This is a genomic window from Tautonia rosea (assembly GCF_012958305.1).
Lineage (GTDB): Bacteria > Planctomycetota > Planctomycetia > Isosphaerales > Isosphaeraceae > Tautonia > Tautonia rosea.
On the sequence record NZ_JABBYO010000001.1, the window covers coordinates 482,027 to 505,317 of the forward strand.

The 23,291-nt window shown below is 62.2% G+C and carries 18 protein-coding genes and 1 tRNA gene; 15 read left to right on the forward strand and 4 right to left on the reverse strand.

Translation table 11 applies throughout. The features are described from left to right. Positions 1-168 precede the first annotated feature (168 nt). From tsf to HG800_RS01980, 9 genes are all read left to right on the forward strand, one after another. Positions 169-1,041, forward strand: a complete 873-nt coding sequence (tsf, locus tag HG800_RS01935; RefSeq protein ID WP_169973095.1) for a translation elongation factor Ts — start codon at positions 169-171, stop codon at positions 1,039-1,041. Positions 1,042-1,242: 201 nt separating this feature from the next. Further along, positions 1,243-2,046 (forward strand): UMP kinase, encoded by an 804-nt coding sequence (gene pyrH / locus HG800_RS01940; RefSeq protein ID WP_169973097.1) that lies wholly within the window; start codon positions 1,243-1,245, stop codon positions 2,044-2,046. A gap of 99 nt (positions 2,047-2,145) precedes the next feature. Continuing rightward, complete coding sequence (gene frr, locus HG800_RS01945; RefSeq protein WP_169973099.1) at positions 2,146-2,706, forward strand: ribosome recycling factor; 561 nt, start codon at positions 2,146-2,148, stop codon at positions 2,704-2,706. Between the two features lie 96 nt (positions 2,707-2,802). Continuing rightward, positions 2,803-2,876: transfer RNA gene (locus tag HG800_RS01950), tRNA-Val, on the forward strand. 110 nt (positions 2,877-2,986) lie between these two features. Then, entirely contained in the window at positions 2,987-4,216 is a 1,230-nt protein-coding gene (locus tag HG800_RS01955; RefSeq protein WP_169973101.1) for a tyrosine-type recombinase/integrase, read from the forward strand. Positions 4,217-4,913: 697 nt separating this feature from the next. Beyond that, on the forward strand, positions 4,914-5,255 hold the full coding sequence (locus HG800_RS01965) for a DUF1580 domain-containing protein (RefSeq protein WP_169973105.1): 342 nt from the start codon (positions 4,914-4,916) through the stop codon (positions 5,253-5,255). Positions 5,256-5,579: 324 nt separating this feature from the next. Further along, entirely contained in the window at positions 5,580-6,338 is a 759-nt protein-coding gene (locus tag HG800_RS01970; protein ID WP_206352087.1) for a hypothetical protein, read from the forward strand. Positions 6,339-6,341: 3 nt separating this feature from the next. Beyond that, the gene (locus HG800_RS01975; RefSeq protein ID WP_169973107.1) at positions 6,342-8,084 is read left to right on the forward strand and encodes a DNA polymerase; all 1,743 of its coding nucleotides are present in this window, start codon (positions 6,342-6,344) and stop codon (positions 8,082-8,084) included. A 373-nt stretch (positions 8,085-8,457) separates the two neighbouring features. Continuing rightward, the gene (locus HG800_RS01980; RefSeq protein WP_169973109.1) at positions 8,458-8,745 is read left to right on the forward strand and encodes a hypothetical protein; all 288 of its coding nucleotides are present in this window, start codon (positions 8,458-8,460) and stop codon (positions 8,743-8,745) included. 119 nt (positions 8,746-8,864) lie between these two features. Here HG800_RS01980 and HG800_RS01985 read toward each other — a convergent pair whose 3' ends face one another. Next, a complete protein-coding gene (locus tag HG800_RS01985) occupies positions 8,865-9,374 on the reverse strand; it encodes a hypothetical protein (protein WP_169973111.1) in 510 nt (169 codons plus the stop codon). 35 nt (positions 9,375-9,409) lie between these two features. Between HG800_RS01985 and HG800_RS01990 the strand changes: the two genes are divergently transcribed. The 6 genes from HG800_RS01990 to HG800_RS02015 all read left to right on the forward strand — a co-directional run bounded on the left by HG800_RS01990 (position 9,410) and on the right by HG800_RS02015 (position 18,570). Further along, positions 9,410-10,102: a hypothetical protein gene (locus tag HG800_RS01990; RefSeq protein WP_169973113.1), complete on the forward strand. Its 693-nt coding sequence runs from the start codon at positions 9,410-9,412 to the stop codon at positions 10,100-10,102. Positions 10,103-10,482: 380 nt separating this feature from the next. Beyond that, the gene (locus HG800_RS01995) at positions 10,483-10,818 is read left to right on the forward strand and encodes a hypothetical protein (RefSeq protein ID WP_169973115.1); all 336 of its coding nucleotides are present in this window, start codon (positions 10,483-10,485) and stop codon (positions 10,816-10,818) included. Beyond that, positions 10,784-11,329: a hypothetical protein gene (locus HG800_RS02000; RefSeq protein WP_169973117.1), complete on the forward strand. Its 546-nt coding sequence runs from the start codon at positions 10,784-10,786 to the stop codon at positions 11,327-11,329. Before HG800_RS01995 ends, HG800_RS02000 begins: the two co-directional genes overlap by 35 nt. 37 nt (positions 11,330-11,366) lie before the next feature. Next, complete coding sequence (locus tag HG800_RS02005) at positions 11,367-11,789, forward strand: hypothetical protein (protein WP_169973119.1); 423 nt, start codon at positions 11,367-11,369, stop codon at positions 11,787-11,789. A 1,133-nt stretch (positions 11,790-12,922) separates the two neighbouring features. Continuing rightward, positions 12,923-17,842, forward strand: a complete 4,920-nt coding sequence (locus HG800_RS02010; protein WP_169973121.1) for an SdrD B-like domain-containing protein — start codon at positions 12,923-12,925, stop codon at positions 17,840-17,842. Between the two features lie 116 nt (positions 17,843-17,958). After that, complete coding sequence (locus tag HG800_RS02015; protein WP_169973123.1) at positions 17,959-18,570, forward strand: hypothetical protein; 612 nt, start codon at positions 17,959-17,961, stop codon at positions 18,568-18,570. Positions 18,571-18,764: 194 nt separating this feature from the next. On the opposite strand, the gene HG800_RS02020 is transcribed toward HG800_RS02015, so the two are convergent. The 3 genes from HG800_RS02020 to HG800_RS02030 all read right to left on the reverse strand — a co-directional run bounded on the left by HG800_RS02020 (position 18,765) and on the right by HG800_RS02030 (position 23,144). Then, complete coding sequence (locus tag HG800_RS02020) at positions 18,765-18,953, reverse strand: hypothetical protein (protein ID WP_169973125.1); 189 nt, start codon at positions 18,951-18,953, stop codon at positions 18,765-18,767. 77 nt (positions 18,954-19,030) lie between these two features. Continuing rightward, positions 19,031-21,010, reverse strand: coding sequence for an ATP-dependent zinc metalloprotease FtsH (gene ftsH / locus HG800_RS02025; protein WP_169973127.1), 1,980 nt, complete (start codon positions 21,008-21,010; stop codon positions 19,031-19,033). 118 nt (positions 21,011-21,128) lie between these two features. Continuing rightward, positions 21,129-23,144, reverse strand: a complete 2,016-nt coding sequence (locus tag HG800_RS02030) for a sensor histidine kinase (protein ID WP_315851948.1) — start codon at positions 23,142-23,144, stop codon at positions 21,129-21,131. Positions 23,145-23,291 lie beyond the last annotated feature (147 nt).

Here is a 23,291-nt window from a genome sequence, read left to right on the forward strand (position 1 = left end):
TGCTCCGGCCCGCCGTAAGGCACTTTAGACCCAGCGTTCTCTGGCCACGAAGGTCAGTTCTGCCCATTCGCTCGGACCGAGCCCGACCGCCGCAGTTCTCGGACACGAGTCAAACATCGTCGTTCCTGTTCTCAACATCACTGCCCGCCTGCCAGGGAGACCCGCACGATGGCCGAGATTACGGCCCAGGCTGTCAACGAACTTCGCAAACGCACCGGACTCGGACTGATGGAGTGCAAAAAGCTCCTTCAGGAAGCCAACGGTGACGGTGCCAAGGCCGAGACCCTCGCCAAGGAACGCGGCATGGCCAAGGCCGCCGGTCGAGCCGGTCGCGCCGCCACCGCCGGCCGAGTCGAGGTCGTCATCTCCGAGGATGGCCGCTCCGGCGCCATGGTCGAGTTGAACTGCGAGACCGACTTCGTCGCCCGCAACGACGATTTCCGCAAGGCTTCCGTCGAACTCGCCGACCTCGTCCTGGGCCTCAGCTCGACCGGGGTCATCGACGCCTCAACCCTCAAAGATGAGAACGTCGGCTCAAAGTCGCTCCACGAGTTCCTCCTCGACCTCAACTCCCGGACCGGCGAGAACGTCCAGTTCACCCGGGCCGCCCGACTCTCGCTCGACGGCCCCGGCCGGGTCGATGCCTACGTCCACCATGACAACAAGTCCGGGGCAATCGTTTCCCTGAAGTGCCCGGACGACGCCACCGCCGGAAGCGATCGTGTGATCGCCCTGGCCAAGGACCTGGCGCTTCAGGTCGTCGCCACTCGGCCCCTCGCCGCCCGTCGCGATGAGGTTGCCGCCGACGCCGTCGCCGAGCAGAAGCGCATCTTCATCACTCAGGCCGAAGACAAGCCCGAGAACATTCGCGAGAAAATCGCCGACGGCAAGCTCAACGCCTGGTACGGCGAAATCGTCCTCGTCGATCAGGTCTTCGTCAAGGACCCCTCACGTAAGGTCCATGAGGAAATCGCCTCGGTCGGCAAGGAGATCGAACTGGGTCATTTCGCTCGGCTCGCCGTGGGTGAATCAGCCGATTGATTTCCATCGCCCGATCGTAAAACGACGTTCGTTTTTCAAAGCGTCAGCGGTTGAGGGGTCGTGCCTGGTGAGTCTTTCGTGGGTTGAATCGCCCCAGGTCGCCCCTCAACCTTGAACACTCCTGGATTTCATTGTCATTTCAAGCATTTGAACCGACGGCCTCGCGTTTCCCCCCCGCCTCTGACCTTCGAGGATGACTTCATGGACCCCGCCCCCCCCACCGACGAACCTCCTGTGTTCCGTCGCGTCCTGCTCAAGCTCTCCGGAGAAAGCTTCGCCCGCCCCGGCGAAGGGGGGATCAACGCCGAAGAGGTTCGCCGGATCGCCGACCAGGCAGCCCGGGTCGCTCGCCAAGGTGTTGAGCTGGCCATTGTCGTCGGCGGCGGGAACATTCTCAGAGGCGCCACCTTGGCCCGCGGCTCCGATGTCATCAAGGAAGCGACCGGCCACTACATGGGGATGATGGCCACGGTCATCAATGGTCTGGCCCTGCAAGATGCCCTCGAAGGCATCGGCTGCGAAACGCGCCTGATGACCCCGATTCGCATGGACGAGGTCGCCGAACCGTACATCCGCCGGCGAGCCCTCAGCCATCTCTCCCTTGGCCGCATCATCATCCTTGCCGCTGGGACCGGCAGCCCCTTTGTCACCACCGACACGGCGGCCGCGCTGCGAGGCAAGGAGCTGGAAGTCGACATCATCCTCAAGGCAACCCGCGTCGACGGGGTGTACTCCGCCGATCCGGAGAAGAACCCCCATGCGGTCCGTTACGAGGCTCTGAACTTCGATCAGGTCATGCGGGAGGACCTGAAGGTTATGGACGGCGCAGCCATCGGCATGTGCCGCGATAACCGCCTTCCGATCATCGTCTTCAACTACAAGCGTGAAGGGAACATCGAACGGGTCGTCGCGGGAGAGTCGATCGGCACGTGGGTCAGCGACAAGCCCCGTCCCACTGCTCGGTCGGCCGAGACTGGCCAGCCGGCCCCGTCCCCGTCACAATAGCAGACACTGGGACGAGACCCAATCCGCAAGAACGCAATCGCGGTCTCGTCTCTGTACCCGCTCCCGAACCCGATTCCCCGCAAGGTAGGGGCCGAGCCCATGAGTAGCGAAGAGATCACGTTCGAGGCCGAAGAGCGGATGGAGAAGTCCGTCTCCTTGCTGGCCGACCAGCTTCGGGGCATTCGCACCGGTCGGGCCAATACCGGGCTCGTCGAGTCGATCCGGGTCGAGTACTACGGCTCCCCGACCCCCTTGAAGCAGCTGGCAAACCTGAGTACCCCCGAGCCCCAGCAGATTCTGATCCGCCCCTACGACACTGGGATCATCGGCGACATCATCAAGGCCATTCAGACCTCCGACCTCGGCCTGACCCCAAACTCAGACAACAAGGTCGTCCGCCTCAATGTCCCTCCCCTCTCGGTCGAGCAACGCAAGAAACTCGCCAGTCGCGTCAAGGATCTCGCCGAAGAGGCCCGGGTCTCCATCCGCAATATCCGCCGCGACGCCAACAAATCTACCGATGCCGAGACGGCCGATAAGCTCCTCACCGAAGACGATCAGACCCGCACCAAGGATGAAATCCAGACCCTGACCAAGAAATTCGAGGGGAAGGTCAACGACCTCGCCGAGAAGAAGGAAGCTGAGATCATGGAAGAGTGACCTTCCCCCGCCGGCTCCCTCCCGGGTCTGCTCACCACCCCCTTGACCTGCCCCCGCCTCTCCGTCATAATCATCCTGGTATGGCAGACCCCTCTCGGGCGATTAGCTCAGTTGGCTAGAGCGCCAGTTCGACACACTGGAGGTCACAGGTTCGAGCCCTGTATCGCCCATTCTCCCTTAGTGTTGCCGATTCCTAGACTTAGGTAACTCATCCGACAACGGATGACGCGGCCCAAGACTCCGAGAAAGCCGGTACTGTACCGGGTTGGAGGATTGATCCGTGTCGAATCGTCCCGTTCGGACCCCTTCCTATCGCCATCACAAGCGATCCGGCCAGGCCGTTGTGACCCTGAACGGCCGAGACCATTACCTCGGACCCCACGGCTCTCCCGAAAGCCGGGCCGAGTATGATCGACTCATCGCGGAGTGGCTCTCCAATGGGCGACGATCGCCCAAGACGGCCTCCCGATCGCGTGGCCGGTCCGGCTCCGGCTCGGACCTGACCATCAATGAGATGCTCTTGGCCTACCTCCGATTCGCGGAGGGTTACTACGTCAAGAATGGGACGCCTACCCAAGAGCCGGACAACATTCGGTGGGCCGTCCGACCTCTCCGGAAGCTCTATGGACATACGTTGGCCCAAGACTTCGGGCCTCTGGCGTTGAAGGCCGTCCGCCAAACCATGATCGACTCCGGGCTCTGCCGGGCGGAGATTAACCGGCGGGTGGGTCGGATCGTTCGGGTATTCAAGTGGGCCGTCTCCGAGGAACTCATCCCGGCGGAGGTTCACCACGGGCTCCGAGCTGTCTCCGGCCTCCGGTTCGGCCGATCCGAGGCCAGGGAATCGGACCCGGTTCGACCCGTTCCCGATGCGTTCGTTGATGCCATCGAGTCGTTCGTCTCCTGCCAGGTTTGGGCGATGGTCGAATTGCAACGGCTCTCCGGGATGAGGCCGGGAGAGGTGGTCTCGATGCGGACCATCGACCTCGATACCACGGGCCGAGTCTGGACCTACACTCCGGCCGATCACAAGACCTCGCATCATGGGAAGGCCCGGACAATCTTCCTCGGTCCACAAGCCCAAGCGATCCTCAGGTCGTGGATCCGGACCGAGTTGGAGGCTCTGTTGTTCTCCCCGGCGGAGGCGGAGGCCGAGCGGAAGGCCGTGATGCGAGCGGCCCGGAAAACGTCCGTCCAACCCTCCCAGCGGAACCGAGCCAAGCCCCGGCGGAAACGCAAGCCGGGCGATGCCTACACGGTCGAAAGCTACCGGCGGGCCATCGCACGGGCCATCAAGCAAGCCAACACCGAACGGGCCGAGCGGGGCCTCCCGCCGATCCCGCATTGGCATCCTCATCAACTTCGCCACAATGCGGCGACCCGGCTCCGGAAGGAATTCGGGCTCGATGCTGCTCGGGCTGTCTTGGGCCATTCGAGCCCGATCGTTACCGAAGTCTACGCGGAACTTGATGCGATGAAGGCGGCGGAGGTGATGGAGCGTGTTGGGTGAACCATAAACTCCGGCCCCAATGGCCGGGGCCGGAGGGAGGTGAAATTGGACAAGCCAAGGTACATCTCGGTCCGATTGATTGGCGGAGAGCCTGGGAAAGCTGATATAAACAAGTGCAGGACAATAGGAGTTTCTTGGGGGAGTCATGTTGGGCCTTGCTTCCTCCACAAAACCCCCAACGGTCGCTGGATTTTGGAGCGGGTGGAATATGGGAAGGGTCCAGGGGACGGAGTCGGCTGGGAGGTGACACTCGATGAGGCGATCGAAGAATTGGTGAAAAGGTACGGGAGTGTGCCCGAGTCTATCGGAGTGTTCGAGTTCCTAGAGGATATGTCTGAATCCCCAACCCCCCCTTGGGGAGGGGAAATCGGCTGGCGTTGTTTCCGGTGCGAGGCCAGAAACGCGGCGAATAGCGAACTCGAAACCCAAATCATCGAGATACTAAAAAAAGCCAGACGACCGCTCTCGGGTGCGGACATTGCAAAACGGACCAATCGGAAAAATAACTCGAATCTCCGGTCTTCTCTGTCGAAGCTGGTCAGAATCGGACAAATCGTAAAGCTCTCCGGGAAATCGGGTTATGTGGCACCCTAGCCCATTTGTCATGACAAAACCAAGTTGGCGGGTCGAGTACGCCATTTTTTGATAGGTTCGTAATCTGACGCGAACAATTGTGTTCCGTCGGGAGACGAATCGAATGATAGAACTCTCACTCGAAACACTCATCCCCATTGGCCAGGTTCCGGACCTCATCCCGTCCAGCCGGGCCGGGAAACGGGTTCATGTCAGCACAATCTGGCGGTGGGTGTTGGCCGGAGTTCGAGGCGTCCAGTTAGAGACCGTCACGATTGGCGGTTCTCGGTACACCAGCCGGGAGGCCGTCCAACGGTTCGTGGAACGGCTCTCGGAGGCCAGGGAGAGAGGCCTCGGAGGTTCGCAAGGTGATCCGACCCCGACGGCTCGAAACCGGCGGACCGAGGCCCAACGGCTCCGAGATTCGGAGCGGGCGGCTCGGGAGCTGGAAAAGGCCGGAGCATGAAGGGGGCCGGACCCGTGCGGAATCCGACTATCCTGATGGGTCTCGGTTCCGGACAAGAGGCGTGGCTCATCGTTGAGCTGGGCACTCTCCGGTTCCGGCTCGAAATCGAGAACGGGAAATCGACCGTGGAATCCCTGACACTCGATGAGTTGAAAACTCAATACCCCCGTCAGGCGAACCTATTGGCCGATGTTCTGGCGGAGGCAGTCCGGGCGGACCCGCCTCGGAGTTGAGCAAAACGCGGAGAGCCGTCGGGGGGCCTAATCCCCGACGGCCCTCAATGGTGCTTTCTATCCCGCCGTGCGAAAGACAGGAATCCAGCACGTGAATTCTAATCGAACCAAGACCCAACACAACAGTAGCCAATCCGGGGCCGACTCTGACCGGCCCGACCCGGCCCCCGGCCAGTTGGAGTTCCCGACCGAGGGAACCGAGACCGAAAGCGAGGCCAGGCCCGTAACCTTCGCCAACGGGAGCGGCCCTCCGATCCCGGAGCCTCCCTTGACCGAGGCCCCGGTCTCCGATCCCGACCCGTTCGACCCGGCCAGGCTCCGGCTCTCGCAAGACTTCGGGGCATCGTTGGGTGTTCGCAAGGTGTTGACGCGGGTGCCGGTCGATAAGCCGAACAAGTCTTGGTGGGTCCGGACTCATCCCGATCCCGCATTCCGGTTGCCCACCGGCCTCTTGGAGACGGGAGACGACCGGGAGCGTTACTTGGTCGATCCGAACCTCTGGCCGGAGCTGGCGGCGGAGCCTACGTTCTCCCCCGTCATGCTGGTCACGTCCGTCTCCCGAAATGGAGTGGTGTTCCTCTGGCCGATCAAACTCCCCGGTCCGGACGGGAAACCCAACCCGTGGCACCAATCGGCCCTCGATGCGGCGGAGCGGGCTCGGTCCTCTTGGGTCCGGGTCTACGCCAACATGGCGTTGGGGGCCTATAGCGTCGATGAATCGACGGCGATCCGGGATGAGCCGGATTGGCCCCCCGAATCGTTCCGGGAGCTGCTCTCCATCGCGTTCCGGGATCGGTTCATCCGGGAGTGGGATCATCCCGTGTTGAAGCAATTACGCGGAGAGGCGTAGACCATGACCTCCGGCGGGCTCGATGCCTTCCGGGAGGTTTGGTTGGTCGATACGGAATTCCGGGCCGATCCCGGCGAACGGCCCGACCCCGTGTGTCTGGTGGCCCGCGAATTCCGAAGCGGCCGGACCCTCCGGCTCTGGCGTGATGACCTCTTGGGCCGTCGGGAACCTCCCTTCCCGACCGGCCCCGATGCGTTGTTCGTGGCCTACTTCGCTTCGGCGGAGCTGGCGTTTTTCCTGGCGGTCGGTTGGTCCCTCCCGGATCGCGTTTTGGACCTCTTTTGCGAATTCCGGAACCGGACCAACGGCCTCTTCCTTCCCCACGGGGCCGGGCTCTTGGGTACGATGGCCTGGCATGGGCTCGATGCGATGGCAGGAGCCGAGAAAGACTCGATGAGGGAACTCATCCTCTCGGGAGGCCCGTGGTCCGCTTCGGAGCGGGTGGCGATTCTCGACTATTGTCAATCGGATGTTGATGCGTTGGCACAACTCCTCCCGGCGATGCTGCCGGAGCTGGACCTCCCCCGTGGCTTGCTTCGGGGCCGATACATGAGGGCCGTGGCCTCGATGGAGCATCGCGGGATTCCGGTTGATGTTCCGACCCTCCGACGGCTCCGGGCCGGTTGGGAGGCGATTCAAGACCGACTCATCTCCGAGGTTGATGCCCGGTTCGGCGTGTTCGACGGCCGGACGTTCAAGGCCGATCGGTGGGCCGATTGGCTCCATCGGAACGGCCTGGCCTGGCCTCGGACCGAGATGGGAGCGTTGGCCCTCGATGATGACACGTTCCGGGAGATGGCCCGGACCCATCCCGACCTGGCCTTGATGCGGGAACTCCGGGCCTCCCTGGGAAAGCTCCGACTCCAAGACCTGGCCGTTGGCTCCGATGGCCGGAACCGGGCGATGCTCTCTCCCTTCCGGTCTCGGACGGGCCGGAATCAGCCGAGCAATTCGCGGTTCGTGTTCGGCCCGTCGTGTTGGCTCCGAGGTCTCATCAAGCCGGAGCCGGGCCAGGCCGTGGCCTACGTTGATTGGAGCCAACAGGAATTCGGCATCGCGGCGAGTCTCTCCGGCGATGCGGCGATGGTGGAGGCGTACCAATCGGGAGACCCCTATCTTGCGTTCGGCAAGCAAGCCGGTCTCATCCCGCCGGACGGGAGCAAGGCGACTCACAAGACCGAGCGGGAACTGTGCAAGGCATGTATCCTCGGAGTCCAGTATGGCATGGGTGCGGAGGCGTTGGCCCGTCGGGTCGGGAAGCCCACGGCCTACGGTCGGGAGCTGCTCCGGCTCCACCGATCGACCTATCCGAACTTCTGGAAATGGTCGGACGGGGCCGAACACCATGCGATGCTCCGAGGTTGGCTCTCCACCGTGTTCGGCTGGACAGTCCGGGTGGGTGCGGAGGCCAACCCTCGGAGCCTCCGGAACTTCCCTTGCCAGGCGAACGGGGCCGAGATGATGCGTTGGGCGTGTTCCCTGGCCTCGGAGCGGGGCCTCGGTCTCATCGCTCCGATCCACGATGCCTTGATGGTGGAGGGGCCGTCCAACTCCATCGAGACCATCGTGGCCGAGACCCAATCGGCGATGGTGGAGGCGTCGGAGGCCGTCTTGTCCGGGTTCCGCCTCCGGTCCGATGCGGAAATCGTCCGATGGCCCGATCGGTACATGGATGATCGGGGCCGGGAGTTCTGGGAGCGGGTGTCGGCGTTGCTCCCGGAGTCGGCTCGGTCCGAGGTGGGATGATGAGAGAAATAAACTTGATTGCGTTGTTTGTTGGTTCCCTCTCCAAGACTCGGGAGGTTCTGCCGGGAAGGACCCGAGTGTTGGTAGGTTCTTCCGAGTCGAGCAAGGCCCAACCTGATTCGGGAACTCACACGATTGGAGACAGTCTTACTCACTTCCCAAGGTATCGGCCGACTCGATGGTCCCGGTCCGGGTCGGGTAAATTCAAACTGATTCCGAGGCCGGTTCCCATGCACTTCCCCAAGAGGCTCTCTCGGGAGAACCTAAGCTGGAATCGACGGGCCGGAGACTCCGAGGTCCAGGAGCGTCATACTGGAAACCGACCGGCCGGGAGAGGTTCCCGGATTGGCCCAAGACCAGAGAGATACCGGCCATGAAGACCAACCATACCGCCAGTTTAATGGCCGTCTTTTTCGTTGCGGTTTTGACCATCGTGGCCGGAGCCGACGGGTTCCGTCCGTCCGTCTCACAACGGCTCTTGCAATTGGAGATGGAGTTGGAGGAGACGCTAGAGCGGGCCGAGCTGGCGGAGGCGGAGGCGGCGGAGCTGGCCATCGAGTTGGCGGAGGCCGTGGAAACCTTGGAAGTGGAACAAGCCCACCGGGAGCAAGCGGAGCGGCGGTTGGCGGAGTGTCTGGAGAACCGAGCCTCTGACAAATGACCTGTGCGGAAATGCTCCCAACCCGTGCGGAAATGCTCCCAACCCGTGCGGAAATGCACCCCCTGCCCTTCTCTGTCTACTCTCTGTTCTCTGAATAAAGAGACTATTGGGATCGCTTCTTATCTCTCCGAGCTAATCCCAAAGCCAGCGGCAAGCAGACAACCGCAGCACTCAAAAATGCCCAACATGAAAGCCAGGCTGAAGACTGCAACCGCATTGGAGTTGATTTCAGAGAGGTCCGCCGCAAAGAAGACCAACACCATCAAAAAACAGACAGCCGCCGATGCCAGACAGAACACGCTCAGGACAAGCCAACGGATAATCGACCCAATTCCCAATCCTGAAAGTATCGGGGGGATTGTCAGCGGAAGAATCAAATAACCGTAAGCCGAAACAGCGGGATGGAGTGCGACCCCCAAGGCATTGGTGACAATTCCATTTTCCGGGAGTCCGTCCTTAATCCCCGTCTCCCATAAAGAAGTGAGAAGTAGCCAAGTGCCCAAAACGATTGGCATTCCAATGACGACCAGCCCTGGAAGGATGCGTCGAGCGGGAGCGCCGTCACCACGGCGAATTGAAGGTCTCCGAGAGTCTCCCGGTTCTTCCAGGTTGATTTGAAGGTTGGCCATGATGCGGTCCTCAATGCCATTTCGGAGGTCTGTAGTTGAGCAAAACCGGACAATGCTCGCAAGCGATCCGCCTCGACCCGTTCGACCCCCAACGGCTCCGCCTCCCTGACGAACGGATCGGGAGAGCCGGGCCTCCCCGCCATGCGGAGGGAGAGCCGTTTCTCCGAGGTCCGATCCCCTATGGTTGGGTGGCCTGTGCGGCAATGCTCCCCGGTCCGGGTTTCTCCCTGGCGATGCTCTGCCGGTTCCTCCGGGATCGGTTCCCGGCCAGGCCGAAGCGATTCACGATGGCCGAGTATGCGGCCGGAGTCGGGGCCTCGGTCTGGACGGTCCGCCGGTCCTTCCGGGAGGCGGAGCGGGCCGGGTTGATTTTGGTCGATCAAAAATCCGGCCGGAAACCGACCGTGGCCATCATCGACCCGACCGAGGCGGAGACCGACTCCGGCCGTCCGCCTCTGTATGGGCCGGTCCCTTGGAGCTGGTGGTATCGGACCCTCCGGCTCCCTGGCAAGGCCCCCCAAGTGGCGGGAGTGTGCTGGACCCTGGCCGGTTGGGAACGGTCGGGATCGGTGGAGCTGGTCTTGGGCGATTGGTCGGAGTGGGGCCTCTCCCGGTATGCGGCCAGTCGGGGCCTCGATGCCTTGGAGCGGGCCGAGCTGGTGGAGGTCCGGAAGAAAATCGGCTGTGCGAGTCAGATTACTCTTTTGGGAGAATCCGGTGGCCGATAGTCGGGAACCACCAAAATGTAGCCCGGTGGTCCCACCCGTAAGTGGTGTCAAAGTCTGGGGCCGGATGAATGCCCCCCGGCTCGGAGGCTAACTCCCTCATTCGATGAGCCACAACCCTGATGAGGAGCATACAGCTGACCACATCGTGGAAATGATGAGGGCAACCGTAGGCGGCCAGGGTGGCCGCCTCTGATCTGTCGAATTTACACTCCTCCACCAGTATTCTGGCCATTTGGTTCATAGCGTCATGGCGGCTGCGAGGCTTCGGAATTGGGCGACCTTTCATCGGGATTCCTCCGTTGTGCAGGGCATGCATTCGGTAACATAGTTCACGATGACCGGGGCATTCCTCGGATCGTAGGTTAAATTGGACGAATCGCATGGGTTGGAAAACCATCAACAGAAGCCGATACTACTACCGATCCCGCCGGGAGAATGGCCGGGTCCGGACCGAATATGTCGGGTCGGGCCAGGCGGCGGAACTCATCGCAACGCTGGACCTCTCCGACCGGGAGGAACGACAAGCCGAGCGGGAGGCGGAGCGGGCCGAGAGGGAAGCGGCGGAGCGGGAGGAGCGGGAGCTGGCGGATTGGTTCGGCCGAGTGGAGGCCGTGGCGGAGGCGGCTCTCATCGCGGCCGGGTTCCATCGACACAACCGAGGCGAGTGGAGGCGGAGGCGAGATGGCCAAGACGAACACACTCCCGGCCAAATCTGAGGCCGAAACCGAGATTCCTCGAACGGCGGAGGAACTTCGCTCCCTCTTGGATCGGGCCAAGTTGGGAGACCGATCAACCCTCCCCCAAGTCCGAGCCTTGCTCTCCGACCCGGAGCGGAGTCGATGGTATGTCGAGAATCTCGGCTCTCCGCCAAATTGGCTGAAAAACCACATGGCGGAGCGGGTGGCCCCGAAAGACTTGATGGTTCGGGAGTCATTCCACCGAAAGCTCGATGAGGTCCGGGAGGAACTGGCCGGACCCGACCCGACCCCGATGGAGCGACTCTTGGCCGAGCGGGCGGCATGGTGTTGGGCGGAGGTCAACATCCGTCAGATCAGTTATGAGCAAGCCGAGAATCTCACTCTCCGCCAGGCCGAGTTCCAACAGAAGCGAATCGACGCGGCCCACCGTCGGTTCCTCTCGGCCATCAAGACCCTGGCCACCGTCCGCAAGCTGGCCCTCCCGGCTCTCCGCATCAACGTTGCACAGAACCAAGTGAACCTCGGTTGATTCGTCCGAGCGGCCCAACATCGAGCTGGAGACGATCATGGCGGACCGACCCGAACACTCCGAGACCACGGCGGAGGCGAGAGGCCAGGCCGTTGAAGCCTATGCGGCCCGGTCGGACGTTTCCGAGGCGGCTCGGATCGCGGGAGTCGATGAGGCGACGTTCCGCCGATGGCTCGACTCGAATGCGGAAATCAATGCCGAAATCAACCGGGCCAGATTGGAGCGGGCCTCCCGGCTCCGGGCGGAGGTCCGGGAATTGGCCTCGGAGGCGATGGCCTCTCTCCGGGAACTGGTGTCGGACCCCAACACTCCACCGGCCATTCGGCTCCGGGCCTCTCTGGCGGTTCTCCAAGCCTCCGAGGCGACGAAGGCCGAGACCATCGGCCCAACCGACCCGGCCGCGATCCGTTCCGAGTGGAACCAGAGAGACTTACTCTCCCGGATCGGCCTCGGTCTGTAGCCTTCCGACCTCCGACCCTCTCTCCGCCTTTTTAGGGGCCTCTGGTGGCCTCTGGGAGGCGTTTCCATTGAACGGCCGAAGTTGACCCTCCGGTCTCCGCCGGGCCGTCTCCGGGCCTCTGATGGCCCCACAATGCAAGGCCGTTGCAACGGTCCGGGATGGGTCCGCCTCCGACCCGTTTCGGTCCGAGTTGTTTACCGGATTTCTACCGGATTGGCCCGGTAGTCTCGGAGACCCGATTGGCCGATCGTCCGCCCATTTACTGACTTGCGACAAATAAGCATGAGAGGCGTTGCAATGGGTTGCGAGTCGATGGAGGATCGGCTAAAGTGCTTTCCAACGTTGGAGTTACACTGGCTTCACTCCGACGTTTTGGGCCAATCGACACACTGGAGGTCACAGGTTCGAGCCCTGTATCGCCCATTGACTTCGATCAGTCTTCGTTTTCTATACTTTAATTCACGTTCGACATCTCATGGAACTTGATATGGCCTTAGCGATGTTTCGCTGAGGTTTTTTATTGGTGGACAGAGCTCCTGAGACAAGGTTGGGATGAATCTGGCCGCTTCAGGTCAGGACAAAGGTTTCTGAGGGGCTGTGCAGAACGGAAAAGAGAGAGTTGGGGTAAATCTGTTGGTTTTGACGATCTTGCTACTTGATTTTTTTTATTGCTAAGGAATAGACTTGAGATGTGGGTTGTTCTTGATGGATGACCACGCGGCTAAGAAAGCCGGCACAAGCCTCAGGAAAGGGCTTGTGTCGGCTTTTTTGTTCATATGTCATCGTGTTCTTTTATGAAAAAGAAGGGATGATCTATGAATCGATGTCAACTTTGTGGTTTGGATGTTGTTTCCCAGGATTAAACCCTGGGGGAATGAATCGATCAGATCAGGCGATTGCACTCGCGATCGGGTCGCTTGAGGCTTCGCATTGCTTCAAGCGGCCGTGAAGTGTTGTCGCTGAGGACTTTGGTTGAGCCTAGCGCGCCGGTCGAGCGCCGGTGAGCGGGTGTTTGCGCGCCTCTTGCGGGGCACCAACGTGATCACGACGCCCCGCAATAGGAGCGGGGAGAGCATCTCATGTCTTACACTCTTCACTTATCGAGAACCCGATCTCTGTTGTGTCACGATCTCGTGACTCTGCGATCGGGTCGGACCCGGCGAGCCAGGGGCCGCCGGTTGGAACGGCTCGAAGATCGGACACTGCTGTCCCAGATCTTCGGTCAGCTTTATGAAGACATGGATGGCGACGGCCTGAGGGATGTGGGCGAAGTGGGCATCGAGGGGGTTGAGGTTCAGCTTCTCAAGTTCAATATCTTGGATGGCTCGACCTCTGCCTACCAAACGACGACCACCGATGCCCTGGGAAGGTACTCGTTTGGCAACGATGGCCAGCCCGTTCCTGTCGGGAACTACCTGCTCCAAATTGCTCCCGAAGCGGTTGGGGCCGTGCAGACCTATCCGATGGTCGAACACTCCGCCCGACCGTATTTCCTGAGCATTGATTCGGAGAACCAGACCATCGGCGCCTGGTCCGACAGTGAATTGACCGATCCGACCGCAGGCTGGATCGATGAGATTCCCACGTCGGGGCCGGAAAGTACCCACTCCTACTTCCTCAACGGCGACTTCCTCTTCCAGTTCGGTCCGCAGGGGGTCGCACCGTCTCGGGTTTCGTTCTCGGGGATGGCCACGGTTGTGACGACCGCCTCACCGGGAGGCGATGCCGACGGCGATGGCCTGGCCGACGTCTCGGCCACGATGACCTCGCTGGAACTCAACGGTATTCTCCGCTCGGAACAGCACGAGCAGGGGTACCAGGGAACAATCTCCCTTTCGCTTCAGGATTCGCCTGCGTCAGACGGACTGATCGAGGCACGACACGATTCCGAGGAACTGGCTGACGGTACCTTTGAGCTGTTCGTCTCGCTCGATGTACCAGAGCGGTTCAATGTTACCTCTCCCCTCACGAACCGTACCGCGATCGGGTTCATTGCTCGGGAAATTGCTCGCTTCCCGGCCTTTGGCCACGTTTATGAGCAACGCGGAACAGAGCCGCCGGTGGCGCTGTACAACGAAGGCGGTGAGCAGCAGGGTCAGCTGTTCTTCTCGTCGATGACACCGACACCGGGGGCCGATTTCGGGGTCTTCCGCCTCGGTGCGATTGAGGGAAAGAAGTTTGAAGATGTCAACGGAGATGGTGTCTTTGATGAGGGCGAGCCTGGCCTCGAAGGCTGGGAGATCGTCATCGAGAGCCTCGGGACCGAGCTCGACACAGATGATGGTGGGAGCCCTGGGGGTGGTCAGGCTGGCCCTCCTCCAGGACACGGTCATGCCCCTGGTGGCCCGGTTACGGTCACGACCGGACCCGACGGTTCGTACCTGCTCGAAGGCCTGGGGCCGGGCTATTACAAGGTCACCGAAAGCGTGGCGCTTCCCTGGGTGCAGACGCTGCCGGGGGCACCCGATTTCTCGTACACGATTCTCCTCACGAGCGGCGGGACGGAGATCCTGAATTTCGGCAACGTCCTGCAACTGGGCGGGATTGATTATGGCGACGCGCCCGAAAGCTATGGAACGCTGTTGGCCGACGACGGACCCCGGCACGAGATCGTCAGTGCGTTGCGGCTGGGGGGCTCGGTCGATCCCGAGGAGGATGGACAGCCTGACGGGCTGGCACTGGGAGACGACCTGGACGGCAATGACGACGAAGACGGCGTGAACTTCACGTCCGCCCTGGTCGCCGGCAGGGTCAATACGATCATCGTCAACGCCTCGGGGGCCGGCAACCTCAGCGCCTGGCTCGACCTGGATGGCAACGGGGTCTTCGACCCGACCGATCAGGTTGTGACCGACGAGCCGCTCGTGGCGGGTGAGAACGAGGTCGAGATCGACCTGACCGCGATCGGCGAGCTGGAGGAGGGCGTCGACACCTTTGCCCGGTTCCGGTTCAGCACCGACGTCGGGCTCGGACCGCTTGGCGAGGCGAGCGACGGCGAGGTCGAAGACTACGCCGTGACGATTTACGCGGCCTCGGACGTGGGGATCATCATCGGCCAGGTCTTCGAGGACCTTGATGGCGACGGGCTTCGCGATCCGACCGAAGTGGGCCTGAACGACTGGACGATCGAGCTGGTCAGACTCGACGGGGTGGTCGTCGCCTCGACGATCTCGGCCACCGATGGCGACAACGATGGAATGTACGCGTTCGTCGATATCATCCCGGGGACCTACGAGGTTCGTCAGCTCGTGCCCGAAGGGGACGTGACCTGGTTGCAGACCTACCCTGGTGGCGAGAGCGGCGCCGTCTCCTACTTCATCGACGTTGTCCCTGGCCAGATCGGCAGCCCGCCCTACGTGGTTGCTGCGAGCGATGGCACCGCGACCTGGCTGGCGGACCTGGGGCCGGGGGTTGATACGTTTCCGTTGCTGGCGCAGTTCTCGCTGCTCAGCGGGGGCGGCGGGGCCGGTCACGGCGGCGATCCCTTGAACTTGACCCTCTTCGGCACGGGGGTGGTCGAACGCTTCGCCGCGACCGACGAGGACGGGGATGGCACAGCTGAGACGGTGCCGGCGACCTTCCAGAGCCTCGAACTCTCGGGTTATGTCATGGTCGGAGGGCACGAGGGTACGCCCGGTGAGATCATGGGGCCGGTCACGGTCCGGCTCTTGCAGCCGGCGACGGGCCAGTTCGGCGGAAGCAGTGAGCACGGCGAGGAGGAAACGGAAGACGGAGCGATTCCCGTTTCGTTCTCGATGCTCCTTGAGATCGACCTGACCGAGCTGGGGATGGGGGTTTACACCAGCAGCGGTACGCCTGTCTCGTTCGACGGCGGCGTCTTGCAAATTCCTTACGTGGGCACCGACATCGCGCACGAGGGTGGTGGTCCTCCGATCCAGTTCAATGACGGTGCCGGGTCGATCTATCGACTCGTTGCGGGGCATCTCATGCCCGCCTATGGAATCGACTTCGGCAACTTCGCCGATGTCTCCGTGAGCGGCGTGGTGTTCGACGACTCCGATCTCAACGGGGTTCAGGGTCTCGATGAACCGGGCCTGGCCGGCGTGACGATTATGGTGCAACTGGCCGTGGAGGAATCGGACCACGGCGGCGGCCACGGCGGCGGCGGTTCGGCCGGTGGACATGAAGAGACTGAACCGACGGTTTTCCTCACGCTTACCGATGCCAACGGCATGTGGTCGCTGGCGAACCTGGGACCAGGAACGTACACGATTCAGATCATCCCAACAGGTGCCTACAAGGCAAGCTCGGGAGATCCGAACGATCTGCTCACAACCGTAAGCTTCGCAAGTGGCGATGTGATCACGGAGATCAATGGCGCCCTGGCGCAGCGCGATTACGGCGATGCGCCCGATCCGACCTATCCGACTCTGATCGCCTCGGACGGTGCCTCTCACGTGGTGACGGAGAACTTCCGACTCGGCGAGCTGATCGACGGGGAACCCGACGGACAACCGACGCCCGGCGCCGATGGCGATCCGAGCGACGACGGTGTGACGTTCGCCTCGACGGTGCTTCTGACGGGTCAGGAGACGACGATCACGGTGCACGTTTCGCTTGAGGGCGGCACCGGATTCCTCGATGCCTGGGTCGATTTCAATGCAGACGGCGACTGGGACGACCCCGGCGAGCAGATCTTTGTGTCGCAGGAAGTCGTTGAGGGTGAGAACCTGCTCCCCTTCACGGTGCCGATTGACGCCTCGGCAGGCGTCACGACCTTCAGTCGGTTCCGTCTCAGCCGGACCGGCGAATTGGCCCCGACCGGCGATGACGCGGCCGGCGAGGTCGAGGACTACTTGCTGTCGTTCAACGCGGCGCCGACGATCACCGCTCCGGCGGGTCAGGCGGCGAAGGAGCGAATCACTGGCGGCTTCGAGCTTGGCACGCTGGTCGATCCTGGTGACGAGGGTCCCTGGTCGGTTGTGGTGGACTGGGGTGATGGCACGATCGAGACCCTGACCGTCGATGAGGCAGGCGCGATCGATCCGAGTTCGCATCGGTATCTGACTGCGGGAACGTTCGAGGTCACCGTCTCGGCCACGGATGACGACGGGGCCGAGGGGCCGTCGAGCAGCTTCGAGGTCGTGGTCGAACCAACCCCGGCGACTCCGGGAGACATGGACCGCGACGGTCTGACCGACCTGGTTGACTACACCTCTCACGTCGGCTCTGGCGGCCGGTTTGAGATGCGGCATTCCTCGGACGGCAGTGCCCTCGTGGTGCCGCTCGGAGAGGCGGGGGACATCCCGGTACACGGCGACTTTGATGGTGACGGCATCATCGACGTGGCCGTCTTCCGCCCGAACGTTGACATCACTGGCGACGGCATTCCGGATGCCGCCGGATGGACGATCATCGAATCGTCGACCGGCAGCACGAGAGAGGTCCTCTTCGGTGCTCCGGGTATGATGGACCTGCCCGTGCCGGCCGACTATGACGGCGACGGGAAGGCCGACATCGCCACGTTCCGACCGGACAGCGACCTGACCCCTGGCGCGGCTGAGTGGTTCATCCTGCCCAGCGGCACCGGGATGGCCTATTCGTTTGCCTTCGGCGCAGCGAACCTGATGGACCTGCCCGTGCCGGCCGACTATGACGGCGATGGGAAGTCCGACATCGCCACGTATCGATCGGTGAGCGATCTGCTTGCGGCGTCGGCCCAATGGTTCATCGTCCCCTCGTCGACGAATCTCGGATATGCCGAGGCCATGGGTGATGCCGGAAACCTCGCGGCTCCGGGCGACTATGATGCGGATGGCCGGATCGACCTGGCGACCTTCAGCCAGACTTCCTCGATGTGGAGGATTCACCACAGCTCGACGCAGGATGTACAGTCGATCCTCTTCGGGACGATCAGTACCCGCACGGTTCCACTGCTGGCCCCCCTGGTGAGCCGTTTGGCCGCCACGGATCATGCCCTGGGAACGGGATCGGCCTCGGCTGCCCGGCTTGCAGCGATGAATGATCATTCGAAAGCGCTTCAGATCGTTGATCTGGCGCTGGATGATCTGGACGACTGGCGGTGGAACTGACCACTGCGCCCTGGCTCGCCGGCCGAGTATTCTCGGTCGGTGGGTCAAGGGTTTGTTGCCAAATTCTCTGGTTTGATTGTTCAGTTCAGTCTGCGTTCGAATCGGAGGATCATCCGATGAAAGTCATCTGCGATGTTGATAAGTTTGGCCTGAAAGCCTGGTCGAGGGCGGGTCGATGGCAGCCCTATGCCGTGGGTCTGGCAGTGGTTGTGACCGTCTGCCTATTGAGTTCAACGACCAGGGCCGGGGTACAGGTCAGGGACCGGGTGTCCGGTGCGGGAGACCAGGCCCTCTCGCAAGCTGAAGGTCGAAACATCCAGACGTTACTGTATCACCATTCCCTGCTCATTCGGCACGTCGTTTTTGATTATGAAGATGAGCATGGATCTGGGGTAATGACCTTGACCTGGGTAAGCGATCCCGACTCCTATCCGTGGCTCGTGGAAACGCTCCAGCAACACGTTGCACAGATGCAGGACCGTCTGGAGCGTGGGGCAAGGATTTACCAACGTGATTTGGTCTTCCGGGCGATCTTTGATTTTGCGAGCGAGATCAGCTTTGAGTCTCAGTTCATCCCCGGTGGAGTCCTGGTCTTCGAGACGAGCCACAATCCGCTGGTCGCTGAGTTCATCCGGCTCCATGCGGAGAAGGTGAACCTCTTTCTTGAACAGGGACAGTCAGCCTTGCTGCCAGTCTCTGCGCGAGGAGGTCGGGGACCCAAACCATGATGATGATGGATAGGGGTCTTTGGAGCGGGTTTCGAACCGTCAGATCGACGCTCCGAGGATCCGGGGAATCCTGATTAAACGTGACCGGCCCTGATGGGATGACCCATCAGGGCGGCTTTGCGTTGGAGGTGGGAGGACTCCTGAGGGTCGATCAGAACGGAACCATCGCGACCGGGAGTTGTTGGAGCTTCGCGTCAAAGCTCTGGGACCGAGGATTTCCCGTCCCCCGAATCGGGGTGCATTCCCTGGTGGATCATGGCCATGCGTTCGCGGTGGCGGAACCAGGAGTTGAAGATTCCAGCAACGGAACCGGAAAGAATTGCGACAATGGCGATCCACGCAAACCAGGGGATCGAACCGATGGCGGTCCAAACACTCGACATGAGGAAGCCTCCGACACGAGCAAGGAGCAGAATTGCCTGCGACGCCCAGCATGATCGAGCGGGCGAAGACCAGGTGTTCAGGAGGGGGTTCGCTGTTCCTGTAGATTTCTTGTAGAATTACGTTCGGGTTCAGGTTCGTTCGGATCAGTGGTTTCTTGGAGGAATGATCGGGTCGGGTGCGGACTGGATTGGTCCGGATCGCCCGGAATCGTCGGCGAAGGAGCCGGGTCGGGGTAACGATTGAGGACTGAGAGGAGCTCGGCGGCGTCGATTGTCTCGCGATCGAGCAGCCGTTCAGTCAGGGCGACGAGGGCATCCGCACGGCGTCGGAGCACGGAATGTGCCAGGGCGAGCGCGTCGTCGAGGATCCGGCGGACCTCAAGGTCGATCTCTCGGAGGGTCCGTTCGCTCCAGCCGGGGCCACCCTGACCGGAGGAGGGGTCGATTCCGTAGCAGACCCGGCCGAGGTTGGGGCTCATGCCGAAGTCGGTGACCATGCGGCGGGCGATCTGGGTGGCGCGTTGGAGGTCGCTGGTCGCACCGTCGGAGATGGAGCCGAGGGCAAGTTCCTCGGCCGCGGTGCCGCCGAGAAGCCCGGCAAGGCAGTGCAAGAGCCACTCGGTCGTGTGGAGGAAGCGGTCTTCCTCGGGTCGATACATGGTGAAGCCGCCCATGCCATTGCCCCGGCCGATGATGGTGACCTTGTGGACGGGGTCGGTGCCGGGAAGGCTGGCGGAGACGAGGGCGTGGCCGGCCTCGTGGACGGCGATGCGTCGGCGCTCGTCGGGCCGCATGATCCGGCCACGGGTCTCGGGACCGGCAAGAATGCGTTCGAAGCCCTGTTCGAAGTCGGCCCGCTCGACGCGGTCCTTCCCCTTGCGGGCGGCCAGCAGGGCGGCCTCGTTGACGAGATTGGCCAGCTCGGCACCGGCGAAGCCGGAGGTCATGGCGGCAACCTGGCGGAGATCAAGCTGATCGCAGAGGGGGATCTCTCGGGAGTGGACCTTGAGGATTTGTTCTCGGCCGGAGAGGTCGGGGGGATCGACCCGGATGTGGCGGTCGAATCGCCCAGGGCGGATCAGGGCGGGATCAAGCGTTTCGGGGCGGTTGGTGGCCGCCATGACGATGATGCCGCTATTGACATCGAAGCCATCCATCGCCACGAGGAGCTGGTTGAGGGTCTGGTCGCGCTCGTCCTGGGCTCCGGAAGCGCCGGAGGACCGGACCTTGCCGATGGCGTCGATCTCGTCGATGAAGATGAGGCAAGGGGCCTTGGCCTCGGCCTTGGCAAAGAGGTTGCGGACCCTGGCGGCGCCAACGCCGACATACATTTCCATAAAATCGGAGCCTGATAAGGCAAAGAACGGGACCCCTGCTTCGCCCGAGACGGCTCGGGCGAGCAGAGTCTTGCCGGTGCCGGGTGGGCCGACGAGGAGGACACCTTTGGGGATGCGACCGCCGAGTGCGGCGTAGCGTTCGGGAGTCTTGAGGAAGCCGACGACTTCCTGGAGTTCCTCGACGGCCTCGCGAAGCCCGGCGACGTCGTTGAAGGTGACGCGACGGGTCGATTGGTTGCGGGCGTTGGATTTACTGCGAGTGAAGGCCATCGCGGGGCCGAGCCCGCCTCCCCGGGTGATCAGGAAAAGGCCGAGCAAGAGGAGGACGACCAGGCCGAGGGTGGCGATGCCGGAGGCAAGGGGGCCGATGTCTCTCGTGAATTCATAGTCGTCGGCATGTTGATCGAGGAGTTCGGTCAGGTTCGGGTCGGCCTGAGCGCCCGACCAGGTGGCTCGGACCCGTCTCGGCTGGCCGTCGGCATTGAGGGAGCGGAGCTCGGCGTCGAGGCTCCGCGTCCCCAGTTGGACCGACTTGACCTGTCCCTCGATCAGGTTGCGTCGGAACTGGCCGTAGGTCCAGGACTCGATTGCCGAGGCGCGATGGTTCATGATCGCGGCGATGGAAAAGAGCATCAGGACGGTGGCGATCGCAAGGCCCCAGATGAGGGGTCGATTCCATTCTGACGCGTTTCCTGAGGAAGGTGACTGATGCGCGCTCATCGGGGTTCGTCTCGGTGATCGATGTCAGGGCGAAAGCGATGGGAATCCGTAGTCGACGGTCAATCGAAAAGACGAGAGAATGGTGATATTTTAGAAAATGTTGAAACGAATTGTCGTATTATGATTCAGAATCTCCGGGATCGATCCGGAATCCAGAGCGGGCCTTGAAGGCTTCGGGGCGGGAGCGTCGATCGGGAGTGGCCGGGATGGCTACGCCAATGGTCGAGGCGGCGGGGTGGTGTTCGATTCGGCGGGCTTTGGACAGGTCAATGGTGCCGTCGGAGAGGGCGACCTCGATGCGACGATCGCCGGGGAGTTGCTGGGGAATGATCACGGTGAAGGTGCTACCCCGACCGGGTTCGCTGTCGAGGGTCACGTCGCCGCCGAGCATCCGGGCCAGTTCCCGGACGATCGAGAGGCCGAGCCCGGTTCCCTGGTGCTCTCGGATCAGGACGTCGGCCGACTGGCCGGGGATGCCGGCCTGGCGGAACTTCTCGAAGATGACCTCGCGGTCCTCGGCTGCAATGCCGACACCGTTGTCGGCCACGGCGACGACGATGGATCGGCCTTCGGCTTTGGCCGAGAGGATTACGCGGCCTCCTTCGGGTGTAAACTTGATGGCGTTGGAAAGGAGGTTGTAAACGATCTGTCGGAGTTTCCCCTGGTCCTGTCGCACGAGCGGGATGGCCTCGTCGAGCCGGCATTCGAGCTCGATGCTTTTGCGCTCGGCCATCGGGCGCATTTGCACGGCGAGGGTTTCGCAGACTTCTCGGACGGAGAAGTCGTCGGAGCGGACCTCCATCTTGCCGGACTCGATTTTGGCGAGGTCGAGGATGTCGTTGATCATCGCGAGGAGCATGCGACCACTGTTCTGGATGTTCGACGCATAACGGCGCTGTTTCTCGCTGAGCTGTTCGTTTCCGGAGAGGACTTCGGAGAAGCCAATAATGCTATTTAAGGGTGTTCGGAGTTCGTGGCTCATGGTGGCGAGGAAATCACTCTTGATCCGGTTCATCTCGTAGAGGGCCATGTTGGCCTGGGCCAGCTCATCGACTTTGCGGTCGAGATCGCCGTTGACGTCGCGCAGTTCCTGCTGCATGGCGACGAGGTTGTGGAGCATGCGGTTGAAGGCGTGGGAGAGCTCCTCGAACTCGTCTCCGGTCTGGATGCGGCTGCGGATATTGAGTCGGCCGGCGGCGATGGCGTCGGAGACCTCGCGGAGGTGCTTGACCGGACGGACGATGATGTAGCGGACGATCGTCCAGGAGGCGAACATTGCCAGGATGGCTGTAACCAGGGCCGTGGCGATCAGGATGGCTCGGTTGCGGTTGATGGCCTTGTTGGTCTGCTCCATCGGCAGCTTGACCAGAACGACGCCGGCGAGGTCGCCGGGTTGGGTGCGGGCGTACTTGCCCGTCTCGTCGAGGCGGATCATGTCATGATACTGGGCGGCGTAAGAGAGGCCGGGTTCGTCGTCGAGGGGGGGGGGCTGCGGATCGATCTGTTGCAGGCCGGAGGTGGGGGCGTCGTCATCCACGCTGGTCATCTCGATCGGCACCATCGCAGGGACCGAGTCGGAGGCGGGGCTGGCGTGGCAGGAAGCAATGCAGCCGGGACGAAAGAGAACGGCTTGCACATAGGTATATTCCGAGCGATCCTGGCCGATTTCGGTGTATTCGGCCGGAGTACCGTCGGGGAAACTGTAGGGGCGAGTCACGCCGTTGACGTCCCAATCGCCGCGCTGGCGGACGGCGGCCTGGAGAAAGCGATCAACGATCCGGCGTTCGAATTCGTCGCGAGGGCGGCGGTCGGCGTCCTCGGCAAACGGCTTGACGACGTGCCAGTCGAAGTGCTGGAAGCCGTCTTTGGGGGTCAGTTCCCGAGACACCTTGTCGACGATCGGGGCCAGTTCGGGACGGACGAGCGCAGCCTTGAGGTGAATCTCCTCAAGGATTGGCTTGACCTGCATCCGGGCGGCCTGACGGCTCTGGCCGATGACCAGGCTTTCGGTCTTGCGACCGTAGATGTAGAAGCTGATCGTGACCAGCAGCAGAATGCCGCCGCCGAAGATAAACCGGCACTTTCGCTCCAGGCTCGTTTCGCCGAGCAGGTGCTTGAAGGTGCGATACGACACCGGCGGTCTCCGTCGGGACGCTCGGAGAACGAAACGATCCGCCGACGGACGCGACGAGGTCCGAGCAGCGGGTCTTGAGACGCTTGCGATCGTCGGCGCGGGTCCTTCCTGGATTCAAATTCAGGATACCCGATCGTGGCAAGGCCG

Bases quoted from the DNA above. Each gene is read 5' to 3' on its own strand.
- tsf (WP_169973095.1), top strand. From the start codon at position 169: ATGGCCGAGATTACGGCCCAGGCTGTCAACGAACTTCGCAAACGCACC.
- pyrH (WP_169973097.1), top strand. From the start codon at position 1,243: ATGGACCCCGCCCCCCCCACCGACGAACCTCCTGTGTTCCGTCGCGTC.
- frr (WP_169973099.1), top strand. From the start codon at position 2,146: ATGAGTAGCGAAGAGATCACGTTCGAGGCCGAAGAGCGGATGGAGAAG.
- HG800_RS01965 (WP_169973105.1), top strand. From the start codon at position 4,914: ATGATAGAACTCTCACTCGAAACACTCATCCCCATTGGCCAGGTTCCG.
- HG800_RS01975 (WP_169973107.1), top strand. From the start codon at position 6,342: ATGACCTCCGGCGGGCTCGATGCCTTCCGGGAGGTTTGGTTGGTCGAT.
- HG800_RS01980 (WP_169973109.1), top strand. From the start codon at position 8,458: ATGAAGACCAACCATACCGCCAGTTTAATGGCCGTCTTTTTCGTTGCG.
- HG800_RS01985 (WP_169973111.1), bottom strand. From the start codon at position 9,374: ATGGCCAACCTTCAAATCAACCTGGAAGAACCGGGAGACTCTCGGAGA.
- HG800_RS01995 (WP_169973115.1), top strand. From the start codon at position 10,483: ATGGGTTGGAAAACCATCAACAGAAGCCGATACTACTACCGATCCCGC.
- HG800_RS02000 (WP_169973117.1), top strand. From the start codon at position 10,784: ATGGCCAAGACGAACACACTCCCGGCCAAATCTGAGGCCGAAACCGAG.
- HG800_RS02005 (WP_169973119.1), top strand. From the start codon at position 11,367: ATGGCGGACCGACCCGAACACTCCGAGACCACGGCGGAGGCGAGAGGC.
- HG800_RS02015 (WP_169973123.1), top strand. From the start codon at position 17,959: ATGAAAGTCATCTGCGATGTTGATAAGTTTGGCCTGAAAGCCTGGTCG.
- HG800_RS02020 (WP_169973125.1), bottom strand. From the start codon at position 18,953: ATGTCGAGTGTTTGGACCGCCATCGGTTCGATCCCCTGGTTTGCGTGG.
- ftsH (WP_169973127.1), bottom strand. From the start codon at position 21,010: ATGAGCGCGCATCAGTCACCTTCCTCAGGAAACGCGTCAGAATGGAAT.